This window comes from Halomonas sp. DP5N14-9, from assembly GCF_019802175.1.
GTDB classification, from domain to species: Bacteria; Pseudomonadota; Gammaproteobacteria; order Pseudomonadales; family Halomonadaceae; genus Halomonas; species Halomonas litopenaei.
The window spans coordinates 344,878-367,799 of record NZ_JAHVHR010000002.1; the positions used below are offsets into that span (position 1 = coordinate 344,878).

Annotated in this window: 18 protein-coding genes; 10 read left to right on the forward strand and 8 right to left on the reverse strand. The window is 64.6% G+C overall.

What is annotated here, in order from left to right; genetic code table 11:
• Positions 1-90 precede the first annotated feature (90 nt).
• The 6 genes from ccoG (at position 91) to fnr (ending at position 6,309) form a co-directional block, all read left to right on the forward strand.
• Positions 91-1,509 (forward strand): cytochrome c oxidase accessory protein CcoG, encoded by a 1,419-nt coding sequence (ccoG, locus tag KUW00_RS03160; protein WP_261391950.1) that lies wholly within the window; start codon positions 91-93, stop codon positions 1,507-1,509.
• Complete coding sequence (locus tag KUW00_RS03165) at positions 1,509-2,030, forward strand: FixH family protein (protein ID WP_045992153.1); 522 nt, start codon at positions 1,509-1,511, stop codon at positions 2,028-2,030. Before ccoG ends, KUW00_RS03165 begins: the two co-directional genes overlap by 1 nt.
• Positions 2,030-4,504 carry a heavy metal translocating P-type ATPase gene (locus KUW00_RS03170; protein ID WP_222568204.1) on the forward strand — a complete coding sequence of 825 codons (2,475 nt, stop codon included), beginning with the start codon at positions 2,030-2,032 and terminating at the stop codon, positions 4,502-4,504. The genes KUW00_RS03165 and KUW00_RS03170 overlap by 1 nt, the downstream gene beginning before the upstream one ends.
• Positions 4,501-4,731, forward strand: coding sequence for a cbb3-type cytochrome oxidase assembly protein CcoS (gene ccoS / locus KUW00_RS22310; RefSeq protein ID WP_231498447.1), 231 nt, complete (start codon positions 4,501-4,503; stop codon positions 4,729-4,731). Before KUW00_RS03170 ends, ccoS begins: the two co-directional genes overlap by 4 nt.
• Positions 4,728-5,414, forward strand: a complete 687-nt coding sequence (locus KUW00_RS03180) for a sulfite exporter TauE/SafE family protein (RefSeq protein WP_108131317.1) — start codon at positions 4,728-4,730, stop codon at positions 5,412-5,414. Before ccoS ends, KUW00_RS03180 begins: the two co-directional genes overlap by 4 nt.
• A gap of 154 nt (positions 5,415-5,568) precedes the next feature.
• Positions 5,569-6,309: a fumarate/nitrate reduction transcriptional regulator Fnr gene (gene fnr / locus KUW00_RS03185; RefSeq protein WP_045992157.1), complete on the forward strand. Its 741-nt coding sequence runs from the start codon at positions 5,569-5,571 to the stop codon at positions 6,307-6,309.
• Positions 6,310-6,469: 160 nt separating this feature from the next.
• Here fnr and ttcA read toward each other — a convergent pair whose 3' ends face one another.
• From ttcA to KUW00_RS03215, 6 genes are all read right to left on the reverse strand, one after another.
• Positions 6,470-7,429, reverse strand: coding sequence for a tRNA 2-thiocytidine(32) synthetase TtcA (ttcA, locus tag KUW00_RS03190; protein WP_222568205.1), 960 nt, complete (start codon positions 7,427-7,429; stop codon positions 6,470-6,472).
• A 392-nt stretch (positions 7,430-7,821) separates the two neighbouring features.
• Positions 7,822-8,061: a hypothetical protein gene (locus KUW00_RS03195; protein ID WP_239452527.1), complete on the reverse strand. Its 240-nt coding sequence runs from the start codon at positions 8,059-8,061 to the stop codon at positions 7,822-7,824.
• A 95-nt stretch (positions 8,062-8,156) separates the two neighbouring features.
• Positions 8,157-8,849, reverse strand: coding sequence for a 3'-5' exonuclease (locus KUW00_RS03200; protein ID WP_308812406.1), 693 nt, complete (start codon positions 8,847-8,849; stop codon positions 8,157-8,159).
• On the reverse strand, positions 8,846-10,669 hold the full coding sequence (locus tag KUW00_RS03205) for a DUF294 nucleotidyltransferase-like domain-containing protein (RefSeq protein WP_222568206.1): 1,824 nt from the start codon (positions 10,667-10,669) through the stop codon (positions 8,846-8,848). The genes KUW00_RS03200 and KUW00_RS03205 overlap by 4 nt, the downstream gene beginning before the upstream one ends.
• 102 nt (positions 10,670-10,771) lie before the next feature.
• A complete protein-coding gene (locus KUW00_RS03210; RefSeq protein ID WP_108131315.1) occupies positions 10,772-12,565 on the reverse strand; it encodes a sodium:solute symporter family protein in 1,794 nt (597 codons plus the stop codon).
• A 38-nt stretch (positions 12,566-12,603) separates the two neighbouring features.
• Positions 12,604-12,861, reverse strand: coding sequence for a DUF4212 domain-containing protein (locus KUW00_RS03215; protein WP_045992160.1), 258 nt, complete (start codon positions 12,859-12,861; stop codon positions 12,604-12,606).
• A 391-nt stretch (positions 12,862-13,252) separates the two neighbouring features.
• Between KUW00_RS03215 and KUW00_RS03220 the strand changes: the two genes are divergently transcribed.
• Positions 13,253-17,197 (forward strand): NahK/ErcS family hybrid sensor histidine kinase/response regulator, encoded by a 3,945-nt coding sequence (locus KUW00_RS03220; RefSeq protein ID WP_222568207.1) that lies wholly within the window; start codon positions 13,253-13,255, stop codon positions 17,195-17,197.
• 91 nt (positions 17,198-17,288) lie between these two features.
• Here KUW00_RS03220 and KUW00_RS03225 read toward each other — a convergent pair whose 3' ends face one another.
• Both KUW00_RS03225 and KUW00_RS03230 read right to left on the reverse strand, forming a co-directional pair.
• Positions 17,289-18,812, reverse strand: coding sequence for a protein adenylyltransferase SelO (locus KUW00_RS03225; RefSeq protein WP_222568208.1), 1,524 nt, complete (start codon positions 18,810-18,812; stop codon positions 17,289-17,291).
• Positions 18,813-18,924: 112 nt separating this feature from the next.
• A complete protein-coding gene (locus KUW00_RS03230) occupies positions 18,925-19,623 on the reverse strand; it encodes a GntR family transcriptional regulator (RefSeq protein ID WP_222568209.1) in 699 nt (232 codons plus the stop codon).
• A gap of 291 nt (positions 19,624-19,914) precedes the next feature.
• Between KUW00_RS03230 and dctP the strand changes: the two genes are divergently transcribed.
• The 3 genes from dctP (at position 19,915) to KUW00_RS03245 (ending at position 22,884) form a co-directional block, all read left to right on the forward strand.
• Positions 19,915-20,910 (forward strand): TRAP transporter substrate-binding protein DctP, encoded by a 996-nt coding sequence (gene dctP / locus KUW00_RS03235; protein ID WP_108131311.1) that lies wholly within the window; start codon positions 19,915-19,917, stop codon positions 20,908-20,910.
• Between the two features lie 67 nt (positions 20,911-20,977).
• Complete coding sequence (locus KUW00_RS03240) at positions 20,978-21,535, forward strand: TRAP transporter small permease subunit (protein WP_222515635.1); 558 nt, start codon at positions 20,978-20,980, stop codon at positions 21,533-21,535.
• The gene (locus KUW00_RS03245; RefSeq protein ID WP_222568210.1) at positions 21,535-22,884 is read left to right on the forward strand and encodes a TRAP transporter large permease; all 1,350 of its coding nucleotides are present in this window, start codon (positions 21,535-21,537) and stop codon (positions 22,882-22,884) included. The genes KUW00_RS03240 and KUW00_RS03245 overlap by 1 nt, the downstream gene beginning before the upstream one ends.
• The last annotated feature ends 38 nt before the right edge of the window (positions 22,885-22,922 follow it).

Below are 22,922 nucleotides of genomic sequence, written 5' to 3' on the forward strand. Positions count from 1 at the left end.
CGAGTGCGGCGCTTGGCCGCACTCGCCACCCACCTACCCGTCAATCGCTAGACTGGGGCTTCGGCCCCATCGACGCGATGTGAGTCTGCCATGAGCGACAAGATCCCTGCCCACGACGTCACCGACCCTGCGGTGTCGCACCATTCCCCCGACAGCCAGAGCATGTACGAGAGCCGCCGGCACATCTACGTACGCGAGATCAAAGGCGTGTTCCAGCGTGTCCGTCGGGTCGCCAACTGGGCGCTGATGCTCGGTTTTCTGCTGCTGCCCTGGATTCCCTGGGGTGATCGACCGGCGGTCTGGTTTGATCTGCCGGGGCGCGAATTTCATATCTTCGCCGCCACCTTCTACCCCCAGGAATTCGTGCTGCTGTCCTGGCTTTTGATCATCTGCGCCTTCGGCCTGTTCTTCATCACCGTCTTTGCCGGTCGAGTATGGTGCGGCTACACCTGCCCCCAGAGCGTCTGGACCTTCCTGTTCATCTGGGTCGAGCACCGTATCGAGGGGCCGCGCAATCGTCGCATCAAGCTCGACAAACGCTCCTGGGACGCCGACAAGGCCTGGCGCAAGAGTGCCAAGCACGCCATCTGGCTGATCATCTCGGCGGTCACCGGCATCACCTTTGTCGGTTACTTCACCCCGATCGGTGGCCTAATGACGGACCTTGCCACCCTGTCGGCCAGCGGCTGGTCCTATTTCTGGGTCGGCTTCTTTATCGTCTTCACCTACCTGAACGCCGGTTGGCTGCGCGAGCAGGTCTGCCTGTACATGTGCCCCTACGCCCGCTTCCAGTCGGTGATGTTCGATCGCGACACCCTGATCGTGTCCTACGACTACCACCGCGGGGAGCCTCGCGGCCCGCGCAAGCGCAACGCCGACCCGGCAGAGCAGGGCCTTGGCCACTGCATCGACTGCGACCTCTGTGTTCAGGTCTGCCCGACCGGCATCGACATCCGCGACGGTCTGCAGTACCAGTGCATCACCTGCGCCGCCTGCATCGACGCCTGCGACAGCGTCATGGACAAGATGGGCTACCCCCGTGGCCTGGTGCGTTACACTACCGAGCACGCCCTCGACGGCAACAAGACCCACCTGTTGAGACCACGCCTGATCGGCTACCTGGTCGCCCTGGTGGTGATGATCGGCCTGTTCGTCTGGACCATCGCCGACCGCACACCGCTGGATGTGGATGTGGAGCGCGATCGCGCTCGGCTCTACCAGACACTGACCGATGGACGCATCGCCAACTCCTACGCCATGACCGTGCGTAACCTCGACAACCGCCCTCATCGCTACGTGATCGAGGTAGCCGGCATCGAGGGTCTCGAGAGCGACACCACCGCCATCGAGGTTCCCGCCAACCAGTCCCGCCAACTGGTGATGACCTTGAGCGTGAATCCTGATCAGATGGAACAACGCAGTGCCGATATCAGCGTTCGCGTCCTCGCCGAGGACGATCCGTCCGTGGCCATCGAACGTGAAAGCCGCTTTATAGGAGTTACCCCCTGATGTCCCTGTCCGATCCCCAGGTGCCGCCCTGGTACAAGCAGTTCTGGCCCTGGTTCCTGATCGCCCTGCTGCTGTCGTCGGTCACCTTCAGCATGGTCTACCTGGCCTTCTCGATCCGCTACTTCGACGGTTCGGTGCCGGACGATTACTACAAGGAAGGTCTGGCCATCAACGTCCAGCTCGAAAAGCAGCAACGTGCCGAGGCGCTGGGGCTGGCGGCCGAGCTGCGCATCGACGCCACCACCGGCGACGTGGTGGTAACGCTCGATGGCGACGAACGCCCAGAGCGGCTGGATCTGGCGCTGAAGTTCCCCACCGATGGCGCCCGCGACCGGGCACTGGTGCTGACCCACACCCGTGCAGGCCACTATGTCGGCACCCTCGACCGCAATCTGCGCTATCGCTGGTACCTTCAGCTGCAGCCCCACGCAGAAGGCGCGTCAGGACAGCCTGAATGGCGCCTGACCGGCGAGGCAGAGTTCCCGCGGGAGACCTCCGTGCGCCTGACACCGGGACTCTGATGGCGGCCTCGTGCTACCACTGTGGCGCCCCGGTGGAGGCCACAGCACCCTGGTCGATCACCCTGGATGGCCAGCGCCATCCGCTGTGCTGCCCGGGCTGCGAGGCGGTGGCCCAGGCCATCGTCGGCGGCGGCCTGGACAGCTACTATCGCTTTCGCACCGCCCTGCCGGAGCGCCCATCGCCGACACCCGCCGACGAGGCCCGCTATCAGGTATTCGACGATCCGGGCCTGCAGGATCGTTTCGTGCGTCAGGATGGCGACACCAAGGTAGCGACCCTGGCGGTGGATGGCATCACCTGCGCCGCCTGCGCCTGGCTGATCGAACACCGCCTGAATGCCCTCGACGGCCTGGAGAGCTGCGCTGTCAATCTTTCCCAGCATCGCCTTCAGGTGCGCTGGGATCCCGAACGCCTGTCGCTGTCGCGCCTGCTGGCCGAGATGGCTGCCATCGGCTATCCCTCCCAGCCCTACGAGCCGGACCAGGCTCAGCAGCGGCTCAAGCAACAGTCGCGCCAGATGATAAGACGCCTGATCGTGGCGGCCGTCGGCATGATGCAGGTGCTGATGTTTTCCATCCCGCACTACGTCGACGGCGGTGATCTCAGTAGCGAGTTCGAGCGTCTGTTTGCCTGGCTATCGCTGGCGTTGACCACTCCGGTGGTACTGTACTCGGCCCAACCCTTCTTCGTCGGCGCCCTGCGCGATCTGCGAACCCGCGTGCTGGGCATGGATGTGCCGGTGGCCCTGGCCATCGGTGGTGCCTTTATCGCCAGCACCTGGTCGGTCGTGAGCGACTCCGGTGATCGCTACTTCGACTCGGTCAGCATGTTCACCTTCTTCCTGCTGTTCGGACGCTACCTGGAGTCTCGCGCCCGTACCCACTACGGCCGTAGCGGCAATGCCCTGGCCAGTGCCCTGCCGAGCGCTGCGGTGCGCCTCGACGAGCATGGCGATGAACGCGTCATCCCCGCCAGTCGGCTGGTCCCGGGTGACCGGGTTCGGGTCAGCCCCGGCGCCCAGATCCCCGCGGACGGCAACCTGACCTCGGGCCTGGCCCAGATCGACGAGTCGCTGCTGACCGGCGAATCGCTGCCCTGCCTGCGTCGCCAGGGAGATACCGTGCACGCAGGTACCCTGTGCATGGACAGCCCGATCGAAGTGATGGTCACCCGCGTCGGCGACGACACCCGCGCCGCCGGCATTCTCGATCTCACCGACCGTGCCTTCGCCCATCGTCCACGTATCGCCCGCCTGGCCGAGCAGGTGGCCCATCGCTTCGTGTTGAACCTGCTGGTCATCACCGCCCTGGTGGCGCTGGTCTGGAGCCTGATCGACCCTAGCCGCAGCCTGTGGATCACCCTGTCGGTACTGGTGGTGACCTGCCCCTGCGCCCTGGCGCTGGCGACCCCCACCGCCCTGACCGTGGCCCACGGTCGGCTGAGACGTGCCGGGGTACTGGTGACCCGAGCCGATGCGCTGGAGACCCTGGCCTGTCTCGATCGCGTCGTCTTCGACAAGACCGGCACCCTGACCCGGGGTCGCATGCAACTCGCCGAACACCGGCCGCTGAGCGACGACGAAGGAAGCGCCAACAATGGCGAGATGGACCCTGCCGCCAAGCGCCGGCATCTGGCCCTGGCGGCGGCACTGGAGACCGGCTCGGAGCACCCCATCGCCCGTGCCTTCGCTGCCTGGCGCGACGCCAGCTGCCAGGCCAGCGAACTGCGCAATCACCCGGGTCAGGGCGTGGAAGGCGTGATCGACGGCCGGCGCTGGCGACTGGGCCAGCCGGGTTTTGCCTGCCTGGGCCAACCCGTTACTGAGCTCCCTGGCGCAGGGCTTTGGCTGCTGCTGGCCTGCGAAGGCAAGCCCCAGGCCTGGTTCAAGCTCGACGATCAGCCCCGTGACGACGCCGCCGAGACCCTCGCCGCCCTCGCCCAGCGGGGGCTTGCCATCGAGATCCTGTCGGGCGACCGCGCAGTCAACGTCGGCCAGCTTGCCCGCACGCTGGGCGTCGATCAGTGGCGTGGCGAGGCCACCCCCGAGGACAAGCTCGGGCACTTGAAGGCGCGACAGGCACAGGGTGAAAAGGTGGCCATGGTCGGTGATGGCATCAATGACGTGCCGGTACTGGCCGGCGCCGACCTTGCCATCGCCATGGCCGGGGCCAGCGACCTCACCCGCACCCGCGCCGATCTGGTATTGCTGGGCGAACCGCTCACGGGTATCGTCGAAGCCATCGAGGTGGCCGGTCAGACCCGTCGCATCATTCGCCAGAATCTGTCCTGGTCGGTGCTCTACAATGTCGTGGCGCTGCCCGCAGCGGCGCTGGGCTTCGTGCCCCCATGGCTTGCCGCCATCGGCATGTCACTCAGCTCGTTGCTGGTCATCGGCAATGCCCTGCGTCTGCGACGTGGACGCACCAGGCGGACCGCGACGCCTTCACCCGTCACCGCAAGCCCCGGCCCATGAGCATCCTTTACCTGTTGATACCCTTGTCGTTGATCCTGCTGGGCCTGGCGGTCTGGGCCTTCTTCTGGGCGGTGCGCAACGACCAGTTCGAGGACCTCGAAGGCCCCGCCTATCGCATCCTGTTCGAGGATGAGGACGACACTCGCGGTGCCGATGACGGCGCTTCCTCTTCCGAAACGCCTGCGCAGACATCCGATCGTGGTCCATCGTCCAGAGGGCCTGAGTGAACCCTACCGGCCTGGAACTGCCTCCCATGATGGCGGCCTTCGTGTTTGGCCTGCTCGGCGGTGCACACTGTATTGGCATGTGCGGCGGTATCATGAGCGCCCTGACCTTTGCCATCCCACCCAGCATGCGTCAACCTTGGCGGGTGAGCACACTTGTGCTCGGCTACAATGTAGGTCGTATCACCAGCTACTGTGTGGCGGGCGCTCTAGTTGCCGCCCTGGGTTCGGTGATCGGCCTTTCGCCGACCCTGCGTGGCCTGATGCAGATCGTCGCCAGCCTGATGTTGATCCTGATGGCGCTTTACATTGCCGATCTATGGAAAGGCCTGCGTCACGTCGAGGCACTGGGACGTCACCTCTGGAGGTACCTGGAACCCGCAGGCAGACGCCTGTTGCCGGTGGTGCGTCTGCCCCAGGCGGTGGCGCTGGGCGCCATCTGGGGCTGGCTGCCCTGTGGCCTGGTGTACTCGATGCTGGCCTGGAGCCTGGCACGGGCCGAGCCCCTCGAGGGCGCACTGCTGATGGCGAGCTTCGGTCTTGGTACGCTTCCGGCGCTTGTGGTGACGGGCCTCGCCGCCAGACAAATGCAGGCCCTGCTGGCGCATCGGGCAACACGCCTTGTCGCCGCTGGCATGATCATCGCCTTTGCCGTCTGGCAACTTTGGACTGGGCTGCATCAATGACGCATCCTACCTCTAAGTTATTAATCCTAAAGAGGTAGACGCCACTTTTAGCTGATCTGAGGGTGTAGAATAGTGCCATCAACGTGCTGTACGGGCGACGTCTGTTCTCCCCATGGCCCAGTCAATATCGATCCCAGATCCACAGGAGCTGCGAATGAGTCCTACGGCCCAAGATCGGCGGCGTCCCATGCTGCATGAGACTCGCTGTGAGTCCTGCAGCCTGAGTTCCTTGTGCCTTCCGCTGTCGCTGGAGACCGCCGACCTCGAGCGCTTCGATTCCATCATCCGTCGTCACCCGCCGATCAAGAAAGGCACACGATTGGTCGAGCAGGGAGATCGCTTCACCAGCGTCTTCGCGGTCCGATCGGGGAGTCTCAAGCAGATCACCACCGAAGGCAGCGGCGAAGCTCAGTTGACCAACTTCTTCCTGCCCAGTGAACTGGTTGGTCTGGATGGCATCGACGACGGCCGCTATCCCGGCAGCGTGGTGGCGCTGGAGACCACAACGGTGTGCGAGATTCCCTTCGACCGCCTCGATGCGCTGACCCAGACCCTACCGGAGCTGCGTGCCCAGCTGTTTCGCACCCTGAGCAAGGAGCTGCGAGAGGACCGCCGGATGATGCAGCTGCTGTCACGCAAGACCGCCGATCAGCGCCTGGCCTGCTTCTTCCTCGGCCTGTCGGACCGCTTCCGCCGCCGCGGCTATTCACCGTTCAGCTTCCGCCTGTCCATGTCCCGCGCCGACATCGGCAATCACCTGGGGCTGGCGGTGGAAACGGTCAGCCGTATCCTCGGGCGTTTCCAGCAGCAGGATCTGGTGGCGGTATCGGGACGTGAGGTCAATATCCTCGACCTGACCGCGCTGTCGACCCTGGCCGACACCGAAGTTACCTGAGCGGGCCTGGCGGCAGTGTGCCGGGCTTGGCCAGCAGCGCCCGGTACCCAGGATCTGGAAAGCAAAGCGTAGTAGATGGCGTGTGACAAGAAAGAGGCCGCATCCGGAGATGCGGCCTCTTTTGCTGTCATGGCGTCATGCACATTCGCTGTTGGCGAGATCAGCCGGCATCCACCACGTCGATGCGCCGGGCCTGGCGTTCGGCCTGTACGGCCTCCAGCCCCTCGAAGTCGAACAGTTGCCGATCCGCCAGCTGCGACGGCGCTACATTGGTCACCGCCTTGAACATGCTCTCGAGGCGCCCGGGATGCTTGACCTCCCACTCGGCCAGCATCTCCTTGACCACCTGGCGCTGCAGGTTGGGCTGGGAACCACACAGGTTGCACGGGATGATCGGGAACTCCATCGCCTCGCTGTAGGCCTGAATATCGGCCTCGCGGCAGTACGCCAGCGGGCGGATGACGATGTTCTTGCCGTCGTCGGAGAGCAGCTTGGGCGGCATCGCCTTGAGGCTGCCACCGAAGAACATGTTCAGAAACAGCGTCTCGAGAATGTCCTCGCGGTGGTGGCCCAGGGCGATCTTGGTCGCCCCGATCTCCTCGGCGAAGCCATAGAGAGAGCCGCGCCGCAGGCGTGAGCAGAGCGCGCAGGTGGTCTTGCCCTCCGGCGTCTTCTCCTTCACCACCGAATAGGTGTCGCGCTCGAGGATGTGGTAGTCCACGCCGATGCTGTCCAGATAGTTCGGCAGCACATGCTCCGGAAAGCCCGGCTGCTTCTGATCCAGATTCACCGCCACCAGCGAGAAGTTGACCGGCGCGTTGCGCTGAAGGCTGCGCAGGATCTCGAGCATGGTGTAGCTGTCCTTGCCACCAGACAGACACACCATGATCTTGTCGCCTTCCTGGATCATGCCGTAGTCGATGATGGCGTTGCCGGCCTGGCGGCGCAGGCGCTTCTGCAGCTTGTTGAACTCACGCCGTGCCTTGGCCTGAACGTGAGCTTCCGTCTGGTCGCCATCCGCAGCAGGGTCGGCCGGGCTGTCGCCGGCATCGATCGAGAGATGGTCATCCTCGGGGGTACGGGGATCGAACAGGGTGGCGGAGGCGGACTGTGGCGACATGGGAGCGGGACATCACGGCTGAAAATGAAAGAGGCGCCAGTCTACCATCCGGACGCTTTAGTGGCGAAGAGGTCAGCGACCGCTTACCCCGGCGAGGACAATAAGGGGGGGGGGCTTTTCGTCGGCGGCACATCGGAAACCGCCAGGGACGACACCGCCGTAGTGGCGCCCTTGCGCGTCGTGGCCTGGTCTGGTCTGGTCTGGTCTGGTCCGGCAAGTCGAAGAACGCAAGTGCCTGTCAGCCAGGCCCTAGGCGCTGTCCGAAAAGTCGACGAGCGAAGGTTAGACAAGGCAAAAATCGGTGAGAAAGCGCAGTTTACGGGGTGTAAATGAGCATGTTGATCCGATTTTTAACGCCGTATTACCGAGCGCGGGCACTTTTCAGACAAGCCCTAGACGACGTTCAGCGCCAGCAGATAGCGCACCACCACGCCCAGCAACAGCAGCAGGATGCCGGCACGTTGCCAGCCAAACTCGCGCACGGTCAGGGTCAGTCGCTTCTCCCAGAACTTGACCATGCCCCACAGGTCCCGGGTACGGCGATAGTACTGGAGGTAGGCCACCAGCACCGAGACCAGGCCCAGCGCCAGCAGCGTGGGCTCGAGAAGGGTCAACATGGCGTGCAGACTCATGACAGGATCTCCTTGCAGGTGAATGGTTGCCGGTGCGGGTGGCACCGGGTCAGCGCGGATGACGGCAACGGGTCAGCGCGGATGACGGCAACGGGTCAGCGCGATGGCGCCGTGAGTGCCCCGCTTTCCAGGCGCAGATGCATCAGCGCCGTGGTGACGGCGTCGCCCAGGGCCGTATGGCGTCCCATGATCGGGACTCCAAGTCGCTCTGCCAATTGTTCAAAGGTCGGCTGCACCTCGATTTCCGGGTGACTTCGGCGCAGCCGCTTGCGGTACTGCTGGGCCACGTCGATGGTGGCGTTGGGCAGCGAGAAGCCAAACTCCGCCTTCAGGTAGCGATCCAGCATGGCCAGGTCGAAGTCGATACACCAGCCGACCAATGGGCGATTGCCGATAAATTCCAGCAGCGTCGTCAAGGCCTCGCGCACCTCGAGGCCGCCTTCCAGGTCGACCCCACGCAGGCGATGGATACAGATGGAGTCACCACTCAGACTGGCAGGACGCGCGAGCCGCAGGTCCAGCGACTCGCTGGTCAAGACGCGATCGTCACGAATGCGCACCGCAGCGATGGACACCAGCTCCGCATGACGGGTATCCAGGCCGGTGGTTTCGCAGTCCAGGGACACCAGCTCGTCGCCGGTATAGGGATTGAACAGCCAGGCGAAATCGCCATCGGCCTGCCGACGCCTGTCGGCCACACGCCTGATCGCTCTCAGCATCGGGTACTCTCCCAAGCGAAACCATTGACGCCAAGGCAGCTTGCCCTGGGGGGCTGCCTCGACACTCATGCATACTCCAGGTGATAGCGGTGGGACAGGCTGGCCTTGAACTCCTTGACCAGGTGCAGCGCCTCGCGCAGCAAGTCCCGCTCCAGCGAATTGAGCGACTGCACCACCACCCTGTCCGGGGCGTCCGTGGCCCGGGCATCGTCGCGCCGGTAGGCCAGCTGCGCCCGAAGCCGAAGCTCACAGAACAGCGACAACGCCTCGCCGAGATCCTCCGCCACCACTCGCTCGATGCGCCCGAGTGACGCCAGCGCCGCCAGCCGGTCGTGGGTCGAGGTCTCGCGCAGCCCGCACTCCAGCGCCATGGTGCGAACACCGTGGACGATGGGAAAGATGCCACCCTTCTTGATGTCGACGCCGTGCTCGGGCTTCTTCAGCGTTCCAAACAGGGTCAAGGGCGTCGAGAACCGCAACACTCCCCTCGCCAGATGGGTCAGCAACAGTTCATTGCCCCGTGTTTCTTCGATCAGCACGTCGTGGAGTCGGTCCACCAGGGCAAAGTCACCGGCCACCCCCGAGGCGTCGGCAAGCACCGCCAGACGCATCAGGCTTTCTCCGTCGGGTTCGCTGACCCAGCGACGGATGCGCGCGCGCCATTGCGCAAGGGTGCCGACCCACTGGGGGTTGGAGACCATGATGTTGCCCGGGCAGCGCGGATAGCCCAGATCGTCGAGCACGCTGGTGAACCGCGCGGTATCTGCGCTGAGCTCGTCCCACTGCTGGTCATCGGCCAGGATCAGCGCATTGTCCTGGTCGGTCTTCAGGATCTGCTCGCCGCGCCCTTCGCTGCCGAGCACCAGCAGACAGGCGCGCTCGCGCTGAGGGGCCGGCATCGAGAAGTGCCAGGCCTTGCTGATGATGCGCCCATTGAGCGCCGACAGCATGCCCATGGCGAAGCGCATGCGTACCCCTTGGGCCATCAGCGCCTCGACCAGCTCCGGCGCACGCTGACTTGCTTCGCTGAGCGAGGCCAGGGTCGTCGCCTGCTCGACCTGCAGGCTGACCACGTAGCTGCGGCTGGAAAAGAAGCTGAGCACATCGGTCAGCTCCACGACACCGATCAGCCGCTGGCCCTGAAGCACCACCACCCTGGCCACCTTGTGGCGGGTCATCTCGATCAGTGCCTCGAACAGGTACTGGCTTTCATCCACCGTCACCAGCGACAGATGAGCGATACCACCGACCTCGGCATCACCGTCGCACCCCTCCAGCACCAGGGCCTCGAGCAGGTCGGTCTTGGTCAGCATGCCAGGACCGTCGGGCGTCTCGACCAGCAGGCTGTCGGCGCCCTTGTCCTTGAGGGTCAGCACGGCGTCGCGAATGCATGTCGTCGAGCCGACCTTGAGCGGCTCACGCATGCACTCGTTCACCCGGGCGAGCATGAATCCGGCCAGGGTGACGCCGCCCTCGGCGCGACGTTCGGCCAGCAAGCGCGTCTTGCTGATCAGGCGCTGGTGAAAGTAGTCCGAGAAGGCGGCGTTGTTCTCGCACAGCGACAGAAACAAGGTGTGCGGCATCAGGTAACACAGGCTTTCTTCTTCGGCGACGAAGCGGTAACGGCTCTGGCCGTTGATCACGCTGATGGCACCGAACAGATCGCCCCCGGTGTAGTGGCCGATGCGCCCCCCGGCGGGGCCCTCGGCCGGGTCCAGTTCGGCGACTTCGCCCTTGTGGATCACAAAGACGAACTCGCCGGACTGCCCTGCATCGAGGATCACGTCATCCCGCCCGTAGTAGGCGATATCCAGCCCGCCCAGGACCCGCTCGCGCTCGGCCTCGTCGAGCAATGAAAACGGTGGATGAGTGAAGTCGATGTCGATCATGTCTGCTCCATGACCGACCCCGGCGAGGCCGGGGTCGGGGAGTGTTGTCGTCTGGCAGGGAGCGGCGGATGGTGGTCCGACGCCCCTGCCTGATGGCCCGCTCTAGTGAGCGTGGGCCTCACCCGCGCCTCTCGGCACACGCACGTTCTCCACCAGTTCCTGGATGTGCTCCGGCGGTGCCGCGGTTGCCCGCGAGACCACGAAGGCCACAACGAAGTGGAGGATCATGCCGAGGGTACCGATACCCTCCGGCGAGATGCCGAACCACCAGATCGAAGGATCGGTGTTGATGAACTTGGTGTAGACGATGTAGATGAAAGTGAAGCTCAGACCCAGCACCATGCCGACGATGGCCCCTTCGCGGTTCATGCGCTTGTCGAAGATGCCAAGCAGGATCGCCGGGAAGAAGGACGAGGCAGCAAGACCGAAGGCAAAGGCCACCACCTGGGCCACGAAGCCCGGCGGGTTGATGCCGAAGTAGCCGGCTACCACCACCGCCACCGCAGCAGCACTACGCGCCGCCAGCAGCTCCCCCTTCTCGCTGAGGTTGGGATTGATCTGCTTCTTGATCAGGTCATGGGACACCGCCGCCGAGATCACCAGCAACAGACCGGCTGCGGTGGACAGCGCCGCGGCCACGCCACCGGCGGCCATCAAGGCGATCACCCAGGCCGGCAGGCCGCCGATCTCGGGGTTGGCCAGCACGATGATGTCGCGGTCGATATAGACCTCGTTGGGGCTGTCGGTAGGCGTATTGGTCACCACCCGCTGCCCGTGCTCGCCGGGAGTTTCCTCTTCCAGCGGGCCGCTTTCGAAGGTCGGCTTGCCCTCGAACGGCGCGCCCGGCCCCATCTGCACCCGACCGTCGTCGTTCTTGTCGAGCCAGCCGATCAGGCCCACGCCTTCCCAGCTCTTGAACCAGGCCGGTGCCTCTTCGTAGCTGGTCTCGTGTACCGTCTCGATGATATTGGTGCGGGCGAACACGCCGACCGCCGGAGCGGTGGTGTAGAGCAGTGCGATGAACACCAGCGCCCAGCCGGCGCTGACCCGGGCGTCACGCACCCGCGGCACGGTGAAGAAGCGCACGATGACGTGGGGCAGACCCGCGGTACCGCACATCAGGGCTGCGGTGATAAAGAACACGTTGATCATCGGCTGACTGCCGTCGGTGTAGGGCGTGATGCCCAGATCCGTCAGCAGACCGTCGAGACGATCGAGAATGTACTGGCCGCTGTCGTTGCCGGCGGCATCGACGAAGGTGGCACCGAGCCCGGTCTGCGGCAGCACGTGGCCGGTCATCATGATCGACAGGAACACCGCCGGCACGATGAAGGCGGTGATCAGCACGCAGTACTGGGCCACCTGGGTGTAGGTGATGCCCTTCATGCCACCGAGCACCGCGTAGAAGAACACGATGACCATGCCGATGACCACGCCCAGATTGACCTCGACTTCGAGGAAACGGGCGAAGACGATACCGACGCCGCGCATCTGACCGGCGACATAGGTAAAGGACACGAAAATAACGCAGATGACCGCCACGGTACGGGCGATATTCGAGTAGTAACGGTCACCGATAAAGTCCGGCACCGTGAACTTGCCGAACTTGCGCAGGTAAGGCGCCAGCAGCATGGCCAGCATGACGTAGCCACCGGTCCAGCCCATCAGGTAGACCGAGGCGTCGTAACCCAGATAGGCGATAAGACCCGCCATGGAGATGAAAGAGGCCGCCGACATCCAGTCTGCCGCGGTAGCCATGCCATTGGCGGCAGGGTGGACGCCGCCGCCGGCGACGTAGAAATCCTTGGTAGACCCGGCACGCGACCAGATCGCGATACCGATGTAGAGCGCGAAGGACGCCCCTACAAATATATAGGTAAGTAGTTGTACATCCATGGAATCAATTCCCGTTCATTGACGTTATTTTGCGGGTGTCACTGTTCGTGGACGTCGTACTCTTCATCGAGCTTGTTCATCTTCCAGGCATAGAAAATGATCAGCACGATAAAGGTGTAGATGGATCCCTGCTGTGCAAACCAGAAGCCGAGCTTGAAGCCAAAGAACTGGATATTGTTGAGTACATCCACCAGCAGAATGCCGAAGCCATAGGAGACGATGAACCATACGGCCAGACAGCCGAGGATGGTTCGTATGTTTCGTTTCCAGTAGGCCTGTGCGCTCTTGTCTAGCATAAGGCTACCCTCAAGAAGTGGTTTGATCGCCAAATGCCGCCGCAAAGACGACACAAAGGCTCGAGAAGCAGACTAGACAAAATGGCCTTTCCTGGAACGATAACTTTAGTCGAAAAGCATAAATGCACCGCACCAAGAAAACCATTACATTAAATATTTCAGCAACTTACAAACATTCCTGGAATATTAGCCGATGGTCTATCACTACAAAGGTGCAATCCACCTTAGTCGCGATCCAAGGCCTTGAGACCAGGCAATGCCTTTCCCTTGATGGCGCAAAATTCCGTCAATGCTTCGCGCTTCAGGCGCCCGAATCGAGGCAACCACGCTGCGCCCCTGCCGAGCAGGCCGCCAATGCCCTAGAATGGCCGCTGACGTCGAGGAGGTGCCCATGTTTGCCGGTTGGCTATTGATCGCTGTTTCACTGCTCTACATCGCCGTGCTGTTCGCCATCGCCTGGCGCGGCGATCGTCGTGCACGCCACCTGGGGGCCAGCCATCGTCGCCCGCTGGTCTACAGCCTGGCGCTGGCGATCTACTGCACCTCCTGGACCTTCCACGGCGCCGTGGGCCAGGCGGCGACCTCCGGCTGGTCGTTCGCCAGCATCTTCGTCGGTCCGGTACTGACGCTTCTATTGTTCTGGCCGGTACTGGCCAAGATGGTGCGGGTCGCCAAGCACCAGAACGTCACCTCGATCGCCGACTTCATCGCCTCTCGCTACGGCAAGACCCAGTCTCTGGCGGCCTTCGCCAGCCTGGTCGCGCTGATCGGCACCCTGCCCTACATCGCCCTGCAGTTGAAGGCCGTGTCCACGTCCTTTGCCGTGCTCACCGACGCCTCCGACATCACCCAGGCGCCGCTGTTCGGTGACACCGCCTTCTATGTGGCCATCGTCATGGCGATCTTCGCCATCCTGTTCGGTACCCGCCATACCGACGCCACCGAGCACCACGAGGGCCTGATCCACGCGGTGGCCTTCGAGTCGCTGGTCAAGCTGGTAGCCTTCCTGATCCTCGGCGCCTACGTCACCTGGGGCATGTTCGATGGCCTGCAGGACCTGATGACCCGGGCCGACACCCACCTGCAGCTGCAGCGGCAACTGGCCCAGCAGGACTTCGGCCAGAGCTTCTGGGCCCAGACCCTGCTGGCCATGCTGGCGATCCTGTGTCTGCCGCGTCAGTTTCACGTCACCGTGGTGGAGAACACCCACCGCGACGACGCCGCCCGCGCGCGCTGGATGTTCCCGCTGTACCTGGTGCTGTTCGCCTTCTTCGTGTTGCCGCTGGCCGCCGCCGGCCTGACCATCTTCGCCGGCACCGACGTATCACCCGATACCTATGTGCTGTCGCTGCCGATGGCCGCCAACCAGAGCTGGCTGGCCCTGCTGACCTTTATCGGCGGCTTCTCCGCCGCCACCGGCATGGTCATCGTCGCCGCCGTGGCGGTCTCGATCATGATCTCCAACGAGATCGTCATCCCGGCACTGTTCCGCATGCGCTGGTTCGACACCAAGGCTCGCGACTACGGACGCCTGGTCCTGCGGGCACGGCGCATTACCATCGCCGTGATCCTGGCCATGGCCTATGGCTTCTATCAGCTGATCGGCGAATTCACCTCGCTGGCCTCCATCGGCATGCTGTCCTTCGCCGCCGCCGCCCAGTTCGCCCCGGCGCTGATCGGCGGGCTCTACTGGAAGCGCGGCAATCGCCTGGGGGTCATCGTCGGCATGAACGCGGGCTTCGCCATCTGGGCCTACACCCTGCTGTTGCCAGCGATGATCAACGCCGGTGTATTGCCCGCCGGCTGGCTCCAGGGTGGGCCGCAGGGGATCGCCTGGCTGTCACCGACCTCGCTGTTCGGCCTGCACGTGGGTGACAGCTTTACCCACGGCGTGATGCTGTCGCTGGGGGTCAACCTGGTGGCCTACATCTTTGTCTCCCAGGTAACCCCTCAGCGGGTGGTGGAACGGATTCAGGCGTCGCTGTTCGTCGACAGCGTCGAGACCCGCCAGACCTCGGTCAATCGCCCCTGGACCGGGGCTACCACGGTCGGCGACCTGAAGGTGCTGTGCCAGCGCTTCCTCAGCGCCGGCCAGGTCGACCGCGCCTTCTCGGACTACGCCCGGCGCAACGGCAAGGCGCTGGAAGACAGTGCCCGAGCGTCCATCGACGTGATCCAGTTCACCGAGCGCTTTCTGGCCTCGGTGCTGGGCGCCTCGTCGGCGCGCATCGTCGTCAACTCCGCGCTGCAGGGGCGTGGCATCGGCATCTCCGACGTCATCTCCATCGTCGATGAGGCCTCCCAGGTGCTGGAGTTCAATCGCGCCCTGCTCCAGGCCACCATCGAGAACATCAACCAGGGCATCAGCGTGGTGGATCAGAACCTGCGCCTGGTAGTGTGGAACCAGCGCTATCTGGAGCTGTTCCGCTTCCCTGACCACCTGATCCGTGTCGGCGCACCGATCGACCGCATCTTCCGCTACAACGCCCATAACGGCGAGTACGGCCCCGGCGACCCGGAAGAGCACGTGGAATTGCTGCTCGACAACATCCGCGAGGGCCAGCCCCACCGCTACGTGCGATATCGCCAGGACGGCAGCGTGCTGGAGGTCCAGGGCAACCCCATGCCCGGTGGCGGCTTCGTCTACACCTATCAGGACATCACCCAGCAGAAACGCACCGAAGAAGCGCTGATCCGCTCGGAAAACAATATCCGCATCTATACCGACAACGTGCCGGCGTTGATCGCCTACTTCGACCGGGAGTGTCGCTACCTCTTTACCAACCGTGCCTACGAGCAGGCCTTCAACATCAACCGCAACGAGGTCATCGGCAAGAAGGTGACCCAGGTGATTCCGGAGACCATGGCCGAGGAGCGCATTCCCTGGATTCAGCGCACCCTGAGTGGCGAAAGGGTCAGCTTCGAGGTGTCGCTCGAGATCACCAACGAAGGCCTGCGCTACATGCTGGTGACCTATACTCCGCACTTCGGCGACAGCGGCGCGATCCTCGGCTTCTTCGCGCTCTACCAGGACATTACCGAGCGCCGGAGGGCCGAGATCGCCCTCAAGGAAACCAACGAGACCCTGGAGGAGCGGGTACGCTCGCGCACCCTGGCCCTGTCCGAAGCCAACGCCGCGCTGCGCCAGGAGAACCGAGTGCGCGCCGAAGCCGAGCAGGCCCTGCGCCAGGCCAAGCAGGTGGCCGAGGACGCCAACGCCTCCAAGACGCGCTTCCTGGCCGCAGCCAGCCATGACCTGCTGCAGCCACTCAACGCGGCGCGGCTGTTTACCTCGGCGCTGTCCCAGGACATGGGCGCCGAGGACATGAAGCGCACCATCGGCCATATCGACAGCTCACTGCAGTCCGCCGAAGAGCTGCTCGGCACCCTGCTGGATATCTCCAAGCTGGACGCCGGCGCGCTGACCCCCAGACGCAGCCATTTTGCGCTGACCGACATCCTGCGCCCGCTGCAGGCCCAGTTTGCGGTGATGGCCGAAGATCGCGGCCTGGACCTCAAGGTGGTGGGGTCGGCCCTGTGGGTGGACAGCGACAGCCAGATGCTGCGCCGAATCATCCAGAACTTCCTGTCCAACGCCATCCGTTACACCCAGGAGGGCCGGGTGCTGCTGGGCATTCGCCGGCGCGGTGAGCGCCTGCTGATCGAGGTATGGGACAGCGGCCCCGGCATCCCCGAGGCCAAGCAGGCCGAGATCTTCCAGGAGTTTCGTCGCCTGGATCAGGCCTCGCGCCACAAGGAAAGCGAGAAGGGACTGGGCCTCGGCCTATCCATCGCCGACCGCATGAGCCGGGTGCTCGACCACCCCATCCGGGTGCGCTCCTGGGTCGGCGTGGGCACGGTATTCTCAGTCAGCGTACCCAGGGTCGAGGCAAAGGCCCCGGCCGAGGACACGGACTCCCGGCCTGCGCGCAAGGTCGCCAGCAAGCTCGACGGCAAGCGCATCCTGTGTATCGACAACGAGTCGCTGATCCTCGAGGGCATGAAGGCGATGCTGTCGGGCTGGGGCTGCGAGGTGTTCACCGCCACCTCCATCGGTGGCGCCAAGTCGGTGCTGCGCCATCTGGACGATGACCCCGACGCCATCCTCGCCGACTATCACCTGGACAACGAGGTCACCGGCCTGATGGCGCTGGACGCCCTGGGGGAGCGCCTGACCGGCGCGGTGCCCGGTATCGTGATCACCGCCGACCGCACCGAGGAGGTGGCCGAAGAGGTCCGCCGCGGTGGCTACCAGCTGCTGCTCAAGCCGGTGCGCCCGGCCGCCCTGCGGGCACTGCTGACGCGCACCCTGCAGGCCAGCCAGGCACCGCAGTAGCCGGCGCGAGCCCTGCTGGCGAAAGTTCTGTCGGCGTAAGTCCTGCTGGCGAGCAGCCCACCGGCGGCGACGACGTTGCCGGTGGGGTCCCTCAGGTACCGCAGAAGGTTCTGAGCACTCGCTCGTCGCGCCCGGGTGGGGCCAGCAGGCTGGTATCGTCCGGGATCCGGTAGGGCCGGGTCACGGCGGCGAGCAGCGTCTCGAATACGCTCAGGTCGTCGTCATCGATGGCGGCGCGAATGGCCTTCTCGACCAGATGATTGCGCGGTATCACCTGGGGGTTGGCCGCCGCCAGGCGCGCGCCGACGACCTCGTCGGAGACGCCTTCACGGGCCAGACGCTCGCGCCAGCGCGGCAGCCAGGCCTCGAGCCTGCCACTGCGCTCGAAGCCCTCGGCAAGCGCTGCCTCATCACCGGCCAGCGCCCGGGACAGATGGGCAAAGCTCAGGGTGAAGTCGGCGTTGCCCTCTTCCATGGCCTTGAGGAAGTCCTCGCCCAGGGCCAGGTCCTCGTCTGCCACCTGGCCCCCCTGACCATCGGTCGAGCGGCTTTCCGGCTGGCCTTGCGAGTCATCAGCCCCGAGTCCCAGCTTGGCACGCAGCACCGCCGTCCAGGCGGCGTCATGGCACTCAGCGAAGGCCTCGATGGTCTCGGTGGCCAGCGCCACCGCTCGCTCCTGATCGTCACTGATCAGCGGCAGCAGCGTCTCGGCCAGGCGCGCCAGGTTCCACTGGGCGATGGCCGGCTGGTTGTCCCAGGCGTAGCGCCCGCGTTCATCGATGGAGCTGAACACCCTGTGCGGGTGGAAGGCGTCCATGAAGGCGCAGGGACCATAGTCGATGGTCTCCCCCGAGATCGCGCAGTTGTCGGTGTTCATTACCCCATGAATAAAGCCGAACCCCTTCCACTGGGCGACCAGGCTTGCCTGGCGCTCGACCACCGCCTCGAGCAGCGCCAGCGCGCGCTCGGCCTCGGGCAAGTCGGCCAGCTCGGGGTAGTGGCGCTCGATGCAGAAGTCCACCAGCAGCGACAGCGCCTCGCTGTCACGACGGGCGGCAAAGTACTGAAAGGTGCCGACCCGCACATGGCTCGAGGCTACCCGGGTCAGTACCGCCCCGGGCTCTACCATCTGGCGCACCACCTGCTCGCCGCTGGCCACCGCCGCCAGCGCCCGGGTGGTGGGCACCCCCAGTGCGGCCATGGCTTCTGACACCAGATACTCGCGCAGCACCGGTCCGATCGGCGCGCGACCATCACCGCCGCGGGAAAAGGGCGTGCGTCCGGCGCCCTTGAGCTGGACCTCACGCAAGCCACCGTCTCGATGGGCTAGCTCGCCCAGCAGGATCGCCCGACCATCGCCGAGCTGTGGCACGAAGTTGCCGAACTGATGCCCGGCGTAGGCCGCGGCGATCGGCGTCGCTCCGTCGGGCACGGCGTTGCCACCAAGCACCTCGGCGGCACGGGTCGCGTCGAAGGCGTCAAGGTCGAAACCCAGCGCCTCGGCCAGCGGACGATTGAAGGCCAGCAGACGCGGCGCCGCCACAGGGGTGGGCGCCATCTCGGCGCGCATACGATCGGGCAGGGACGCATAGCGCCCGGAAAAGGCAGGAAACATGGGCTGCTACCTCAGGCTGGCAAGTGGGATGCCGACTACCCTCGGCCCTGCCTGTGGTGGTCGTCAAGCGACATTGCTTGCGACACCACCATCTCGGTACGGCAGGGCCCGGCTAGTTCGAGGCAGTGGCGCGCCGCAACTCGCCCCCTCCCTCCTCCAGCTTGCGCACGCTGGAGACAAAGTCGCTGAAGCGCTCGCCCTGGATCAGCACGTGGTCACGCAGGATGCGCTCGGCGCTCTCGGCATCACCGGCTTCGATCGCCTGGAGCACCTCACGGTGTTCATCGAGCGAGCTCTGCATGCGTGAACGCACCTGCAATTGCAGGCGTCGATAGGGCTTGAGCCGCTGCTTGAGGGTCTGGGCCTCTTCGGCCAAGAAGGCGTTGTGGCTGGCCTGATAGATGACGCTGTGGAAGGCTTCGTTCTCGTAGTAGTAGTCGTCGCTGTCACCGGTCTCGCCGGCGCGGCGGCATCCTTCGAAGGCGTCGCGCAGGGCCTTGAGTTCATCGGCTGAGATTCTCCGCGCTGCCAGTCGACCGCACATGCCCTCGAGTTCGGCCATCACCTCGAACATTTCGATCAGTCGCTCGAGCCCTAGCCTGGCGACAAAGGTGCCCTTCTTGGGGTAGACGGTCACCAGGCCACTGGCCACCAGCTGCTGGATGGCCTCGCGCACCGGGGTACGCGATACCTGGAAGGTCCGGCACAGCTCTTCGGGGTCCAGTCGCTCACCCGGTGTGCGCCGACCATTGATGATGTCGTCCTCGAGAGAGTCCCGCAGACGCTGGGCGTTGGAGGGCTTCTTGCTCATATGGCTGTCCCCTGGCTGTCCCTTGGCTGAACTCGAATCGTTCCAGCATATCCTGTCCTGATGCGACTGACCCCTCGGCGCCCTCACCCCACCATGGTCTAAGCCCTACGAACTGACAGGAATATACATGCTGGCTATTGATGTATACATCATAGCAGATAAAAAATGTTTGACCTCCATCCCCCGCGCCGACCTCGGCGCGTTTATCCCACCACCACAACAGTGATCATCACGCTCGCTACAACACCCACTACAACAATCATCACAACAACAACGCCTCGAGGAGTCACCATGAAACGCCAAGCTCTCACTCTCGCCGTCGCCGCCATCGCCACCGCCAGCGCGTCTATTGCCAGCGCCGAGACCACCCTGCGCGTGTCCCACCAGTTTCCCGGTGGCCAGGGCGACGTGCGCGACGAAATGGTCCAGTTGATGGCCAAGGAGGTCGAAGCCGCCGGCGTCGACCTGGCCCTGCAGGTCTATCCCGGCCAGTCGCTGTTCAAGGCCAAGGAGCAGTGGGGCGCGCTGGTACGCGGCCGCCTGGACATGACCTCGCTGCCGCTGGACTACGCCAGCGGTCGCCATCCCGAATTCTCGGCCACCCTGATGCCGGGTCTGGTGCGTAATCACGAGCGTGCCCAGCGCCTCAACGACTCCGAGTTCATGGACATGATCAAGCAGGTGATCGAGGACGCCGGCGCTCGCGTGCTGGCCGACGCCTGGCTGGCCGGCGGTTTTGCCTCCAACCAGCAGTGCATCACCTCGCCCGACACCGTGCAGGGCCAGACCATGCGTGCGGCTGGCCCGGCCTTCGACGAGATGCTGGCCACCGCCGGCGCCTCCATCGCCTCGATGCCATCGTCGGAGATCTATACCGCCATGCAGACCGGCGTGCTCGACGGCGCCAACACCTCGTCGGGTTCCTTCGTCTCCTATCGCATCTACGAGCAGGTCAGCTGCCTGACGGCGCCGGGCGAGAACGCCCTGTGGTTCATGTACGAGCCGATCCTGATCTCCGAACAGAGCTGGAACGGGCTCAACGAGGAGCAGCAGCAGGCACTGATCGACGCTGGCGAGAAGGCCGAGGCGTACTTCGCCGAGCAGGCCGCCCAGCTCGACCAGACCATGGTGGAAGTGTTCGAGGAAAACGGCGTCGAAGTGGTCCAGATGTCCCAGGAAGACTACGACGCCTGGCTCGAGGTAGCGAAAGAGAGCGCCTACAAGAGCTTTGCCGAGAACGTCGACAACGGCCAGGCACTGATCGACGCCGCCCTGGCGGTGGAATAGACCGAGGTGGGCGCGGCCGCTGGCCGCGCCTCGTCGTTCGTCGCTGTCGTGTCACCTCGGAGGCTCCATGTCACACACACCGTCCCACTCTCCCCCCCACGTCTCTGCACCCGCAGCCCCCGGTTCCCGGCGACATGCCTCCGGCCCGGTGGGCGCTTTCTGTCGGCTGATGGACCGGCTATCCATCGCTATGGCAGTGGTGGCCGGCGCCGCCCTCTTTGCAGGGGTGCTGGCCGTCTGCCACATGATCTTCGTGCGCTACCTGCTCGGTGAAAGCACCACCTGGCAGACCGAATTCGCGATCTTCTCGATCACCGGCGCCATGCTGCTGGGCGCCCCCTATGTGCTGCTGACCGGCGGCCAAGTGGCGGTCACGGTGCTGCCCGATGCGCTCAAGGGCGGCATCAAGTGCGCCATGAACCTGGTCGCCTCACTGTGCGGCCTGGCCTTCTGCATCGCCCTGGCCTACGGCTCCTGGCTCTACCTGCTGGAGGCCTACCACGGAGGCTGGACCACCGGCACGGTGTGGAATCCGCCGCTGTGGCCAGCACTGGTGCCGCTGGCGCTGGGCTCGACCCTGCTGGCGCTGCAGTACCTGGCGGAAATTCTGGGAGGAGCACGCTGATGGATCCGGTTACCAGTGGCATCCTTATCGTTACCGCCCTGTTCGTGCTGATGGCCATCGGCACGCCCATCGCCTTTGCCCTCGGCGGCGTGTCCCTCGCCGCCCTGGTGATGGACCGGGGCGTCAGCGAGCTGACCTACTTCGGCGAGACCTTCTTCGGCAGCCTGGCGTCGTTCGGCTTCGTCGCGATTCCGATGTTCATCCTGATGGGCGCTGCCGTGGCTTCCTCCCCCACCGGCCGCGACCTCTACCCTTCGCTGGACCTGTGGCTCGGCAAGGTGCCGGGGGGACTGGCCATTTCCAATATCGGCGCCTGCTCGATCTTCGCCGCCCTGTCCGGCTCGTCGCCTGCCACCAGCGCCGCCATCGGCAAGCTGGGTATCCCCGAGATGCGCAAGCGCGGCTATCCCGACGGCGTGGCGGCTGGCTGCATCGCCGCCGGCGGCACCCTGGGCATCCTGATTCCGCCCTCGGTCACCATGATCGTCTATGGCATTTCCACCGAGACCTCGATCGGACGGCTGTTCATCGCCGGCGCCCTGCCCGGCATCATGCTGGCGCTGTTGTTCATGGCCTGGACGCTGATCGCCTGCAAGCTGGCCGGTGGCTATGACACCCCCAGCCCCGTCGCCGATGCCGCCCGCGAGCTCAAGGACACCGTCGCCAGGAACGTCGAGACCAACATGAAGGCGCTGGTGCGGGTGCTGCCCTTCCTGGTGGTGGTCAGCGGTATCCTGTTCGCTCTCTACGGCGGTGTCGCCACGCCCTCGGAGGCGGCCGGTGCCGGGGCCTTCCTGTGTCTGGCCCTGGCCATCGTGGTCTATCGCATGTGGCAGGTGAAACCGCTGACCACCATCATGCGCGACGCTCTGCGCGAGAGCGTGATGATCATGCTGATCATCGCCTGCGCCGAGATCTTCGCCTACGCCCTGTCGTCGCTGTTCATCACCCAGACGGTGGCCGAGGCGATCGCGGCACTGGAGGTCAATCGCTGGGTACTGATGGGGATCATCAACGTCTTCTTGCTGGTGGCCGGTTTCTTCCTGCCGCCGGTGGCGGTGATCGTGATGACCGCGCCGATCCTGCTGCCGATCATTCTGGCGGCCAACTTCGATCCCTACTGGTTCGCGGTGGTCCTGACCATCAACCTGGAGATCGGCCTGATCACCCCGCCGGTGGGCCTTAACCTGTTCATCATCAAGGGGATCGCGCCGGATATCGCGCTCAAGGACATCCTGCTCGGCAGCCTGCCCTATGCCCTGTGCATGGTGCTCGGCATCGTGCTGCTGTGCTTCTTCCCGGGCATCGCCACCTGGCTGCCGGACCTGATCATGGAGAGCGCCGGATGATCCCGACGCCGACGCGCGTGACCAGCGGGCCACCAGGC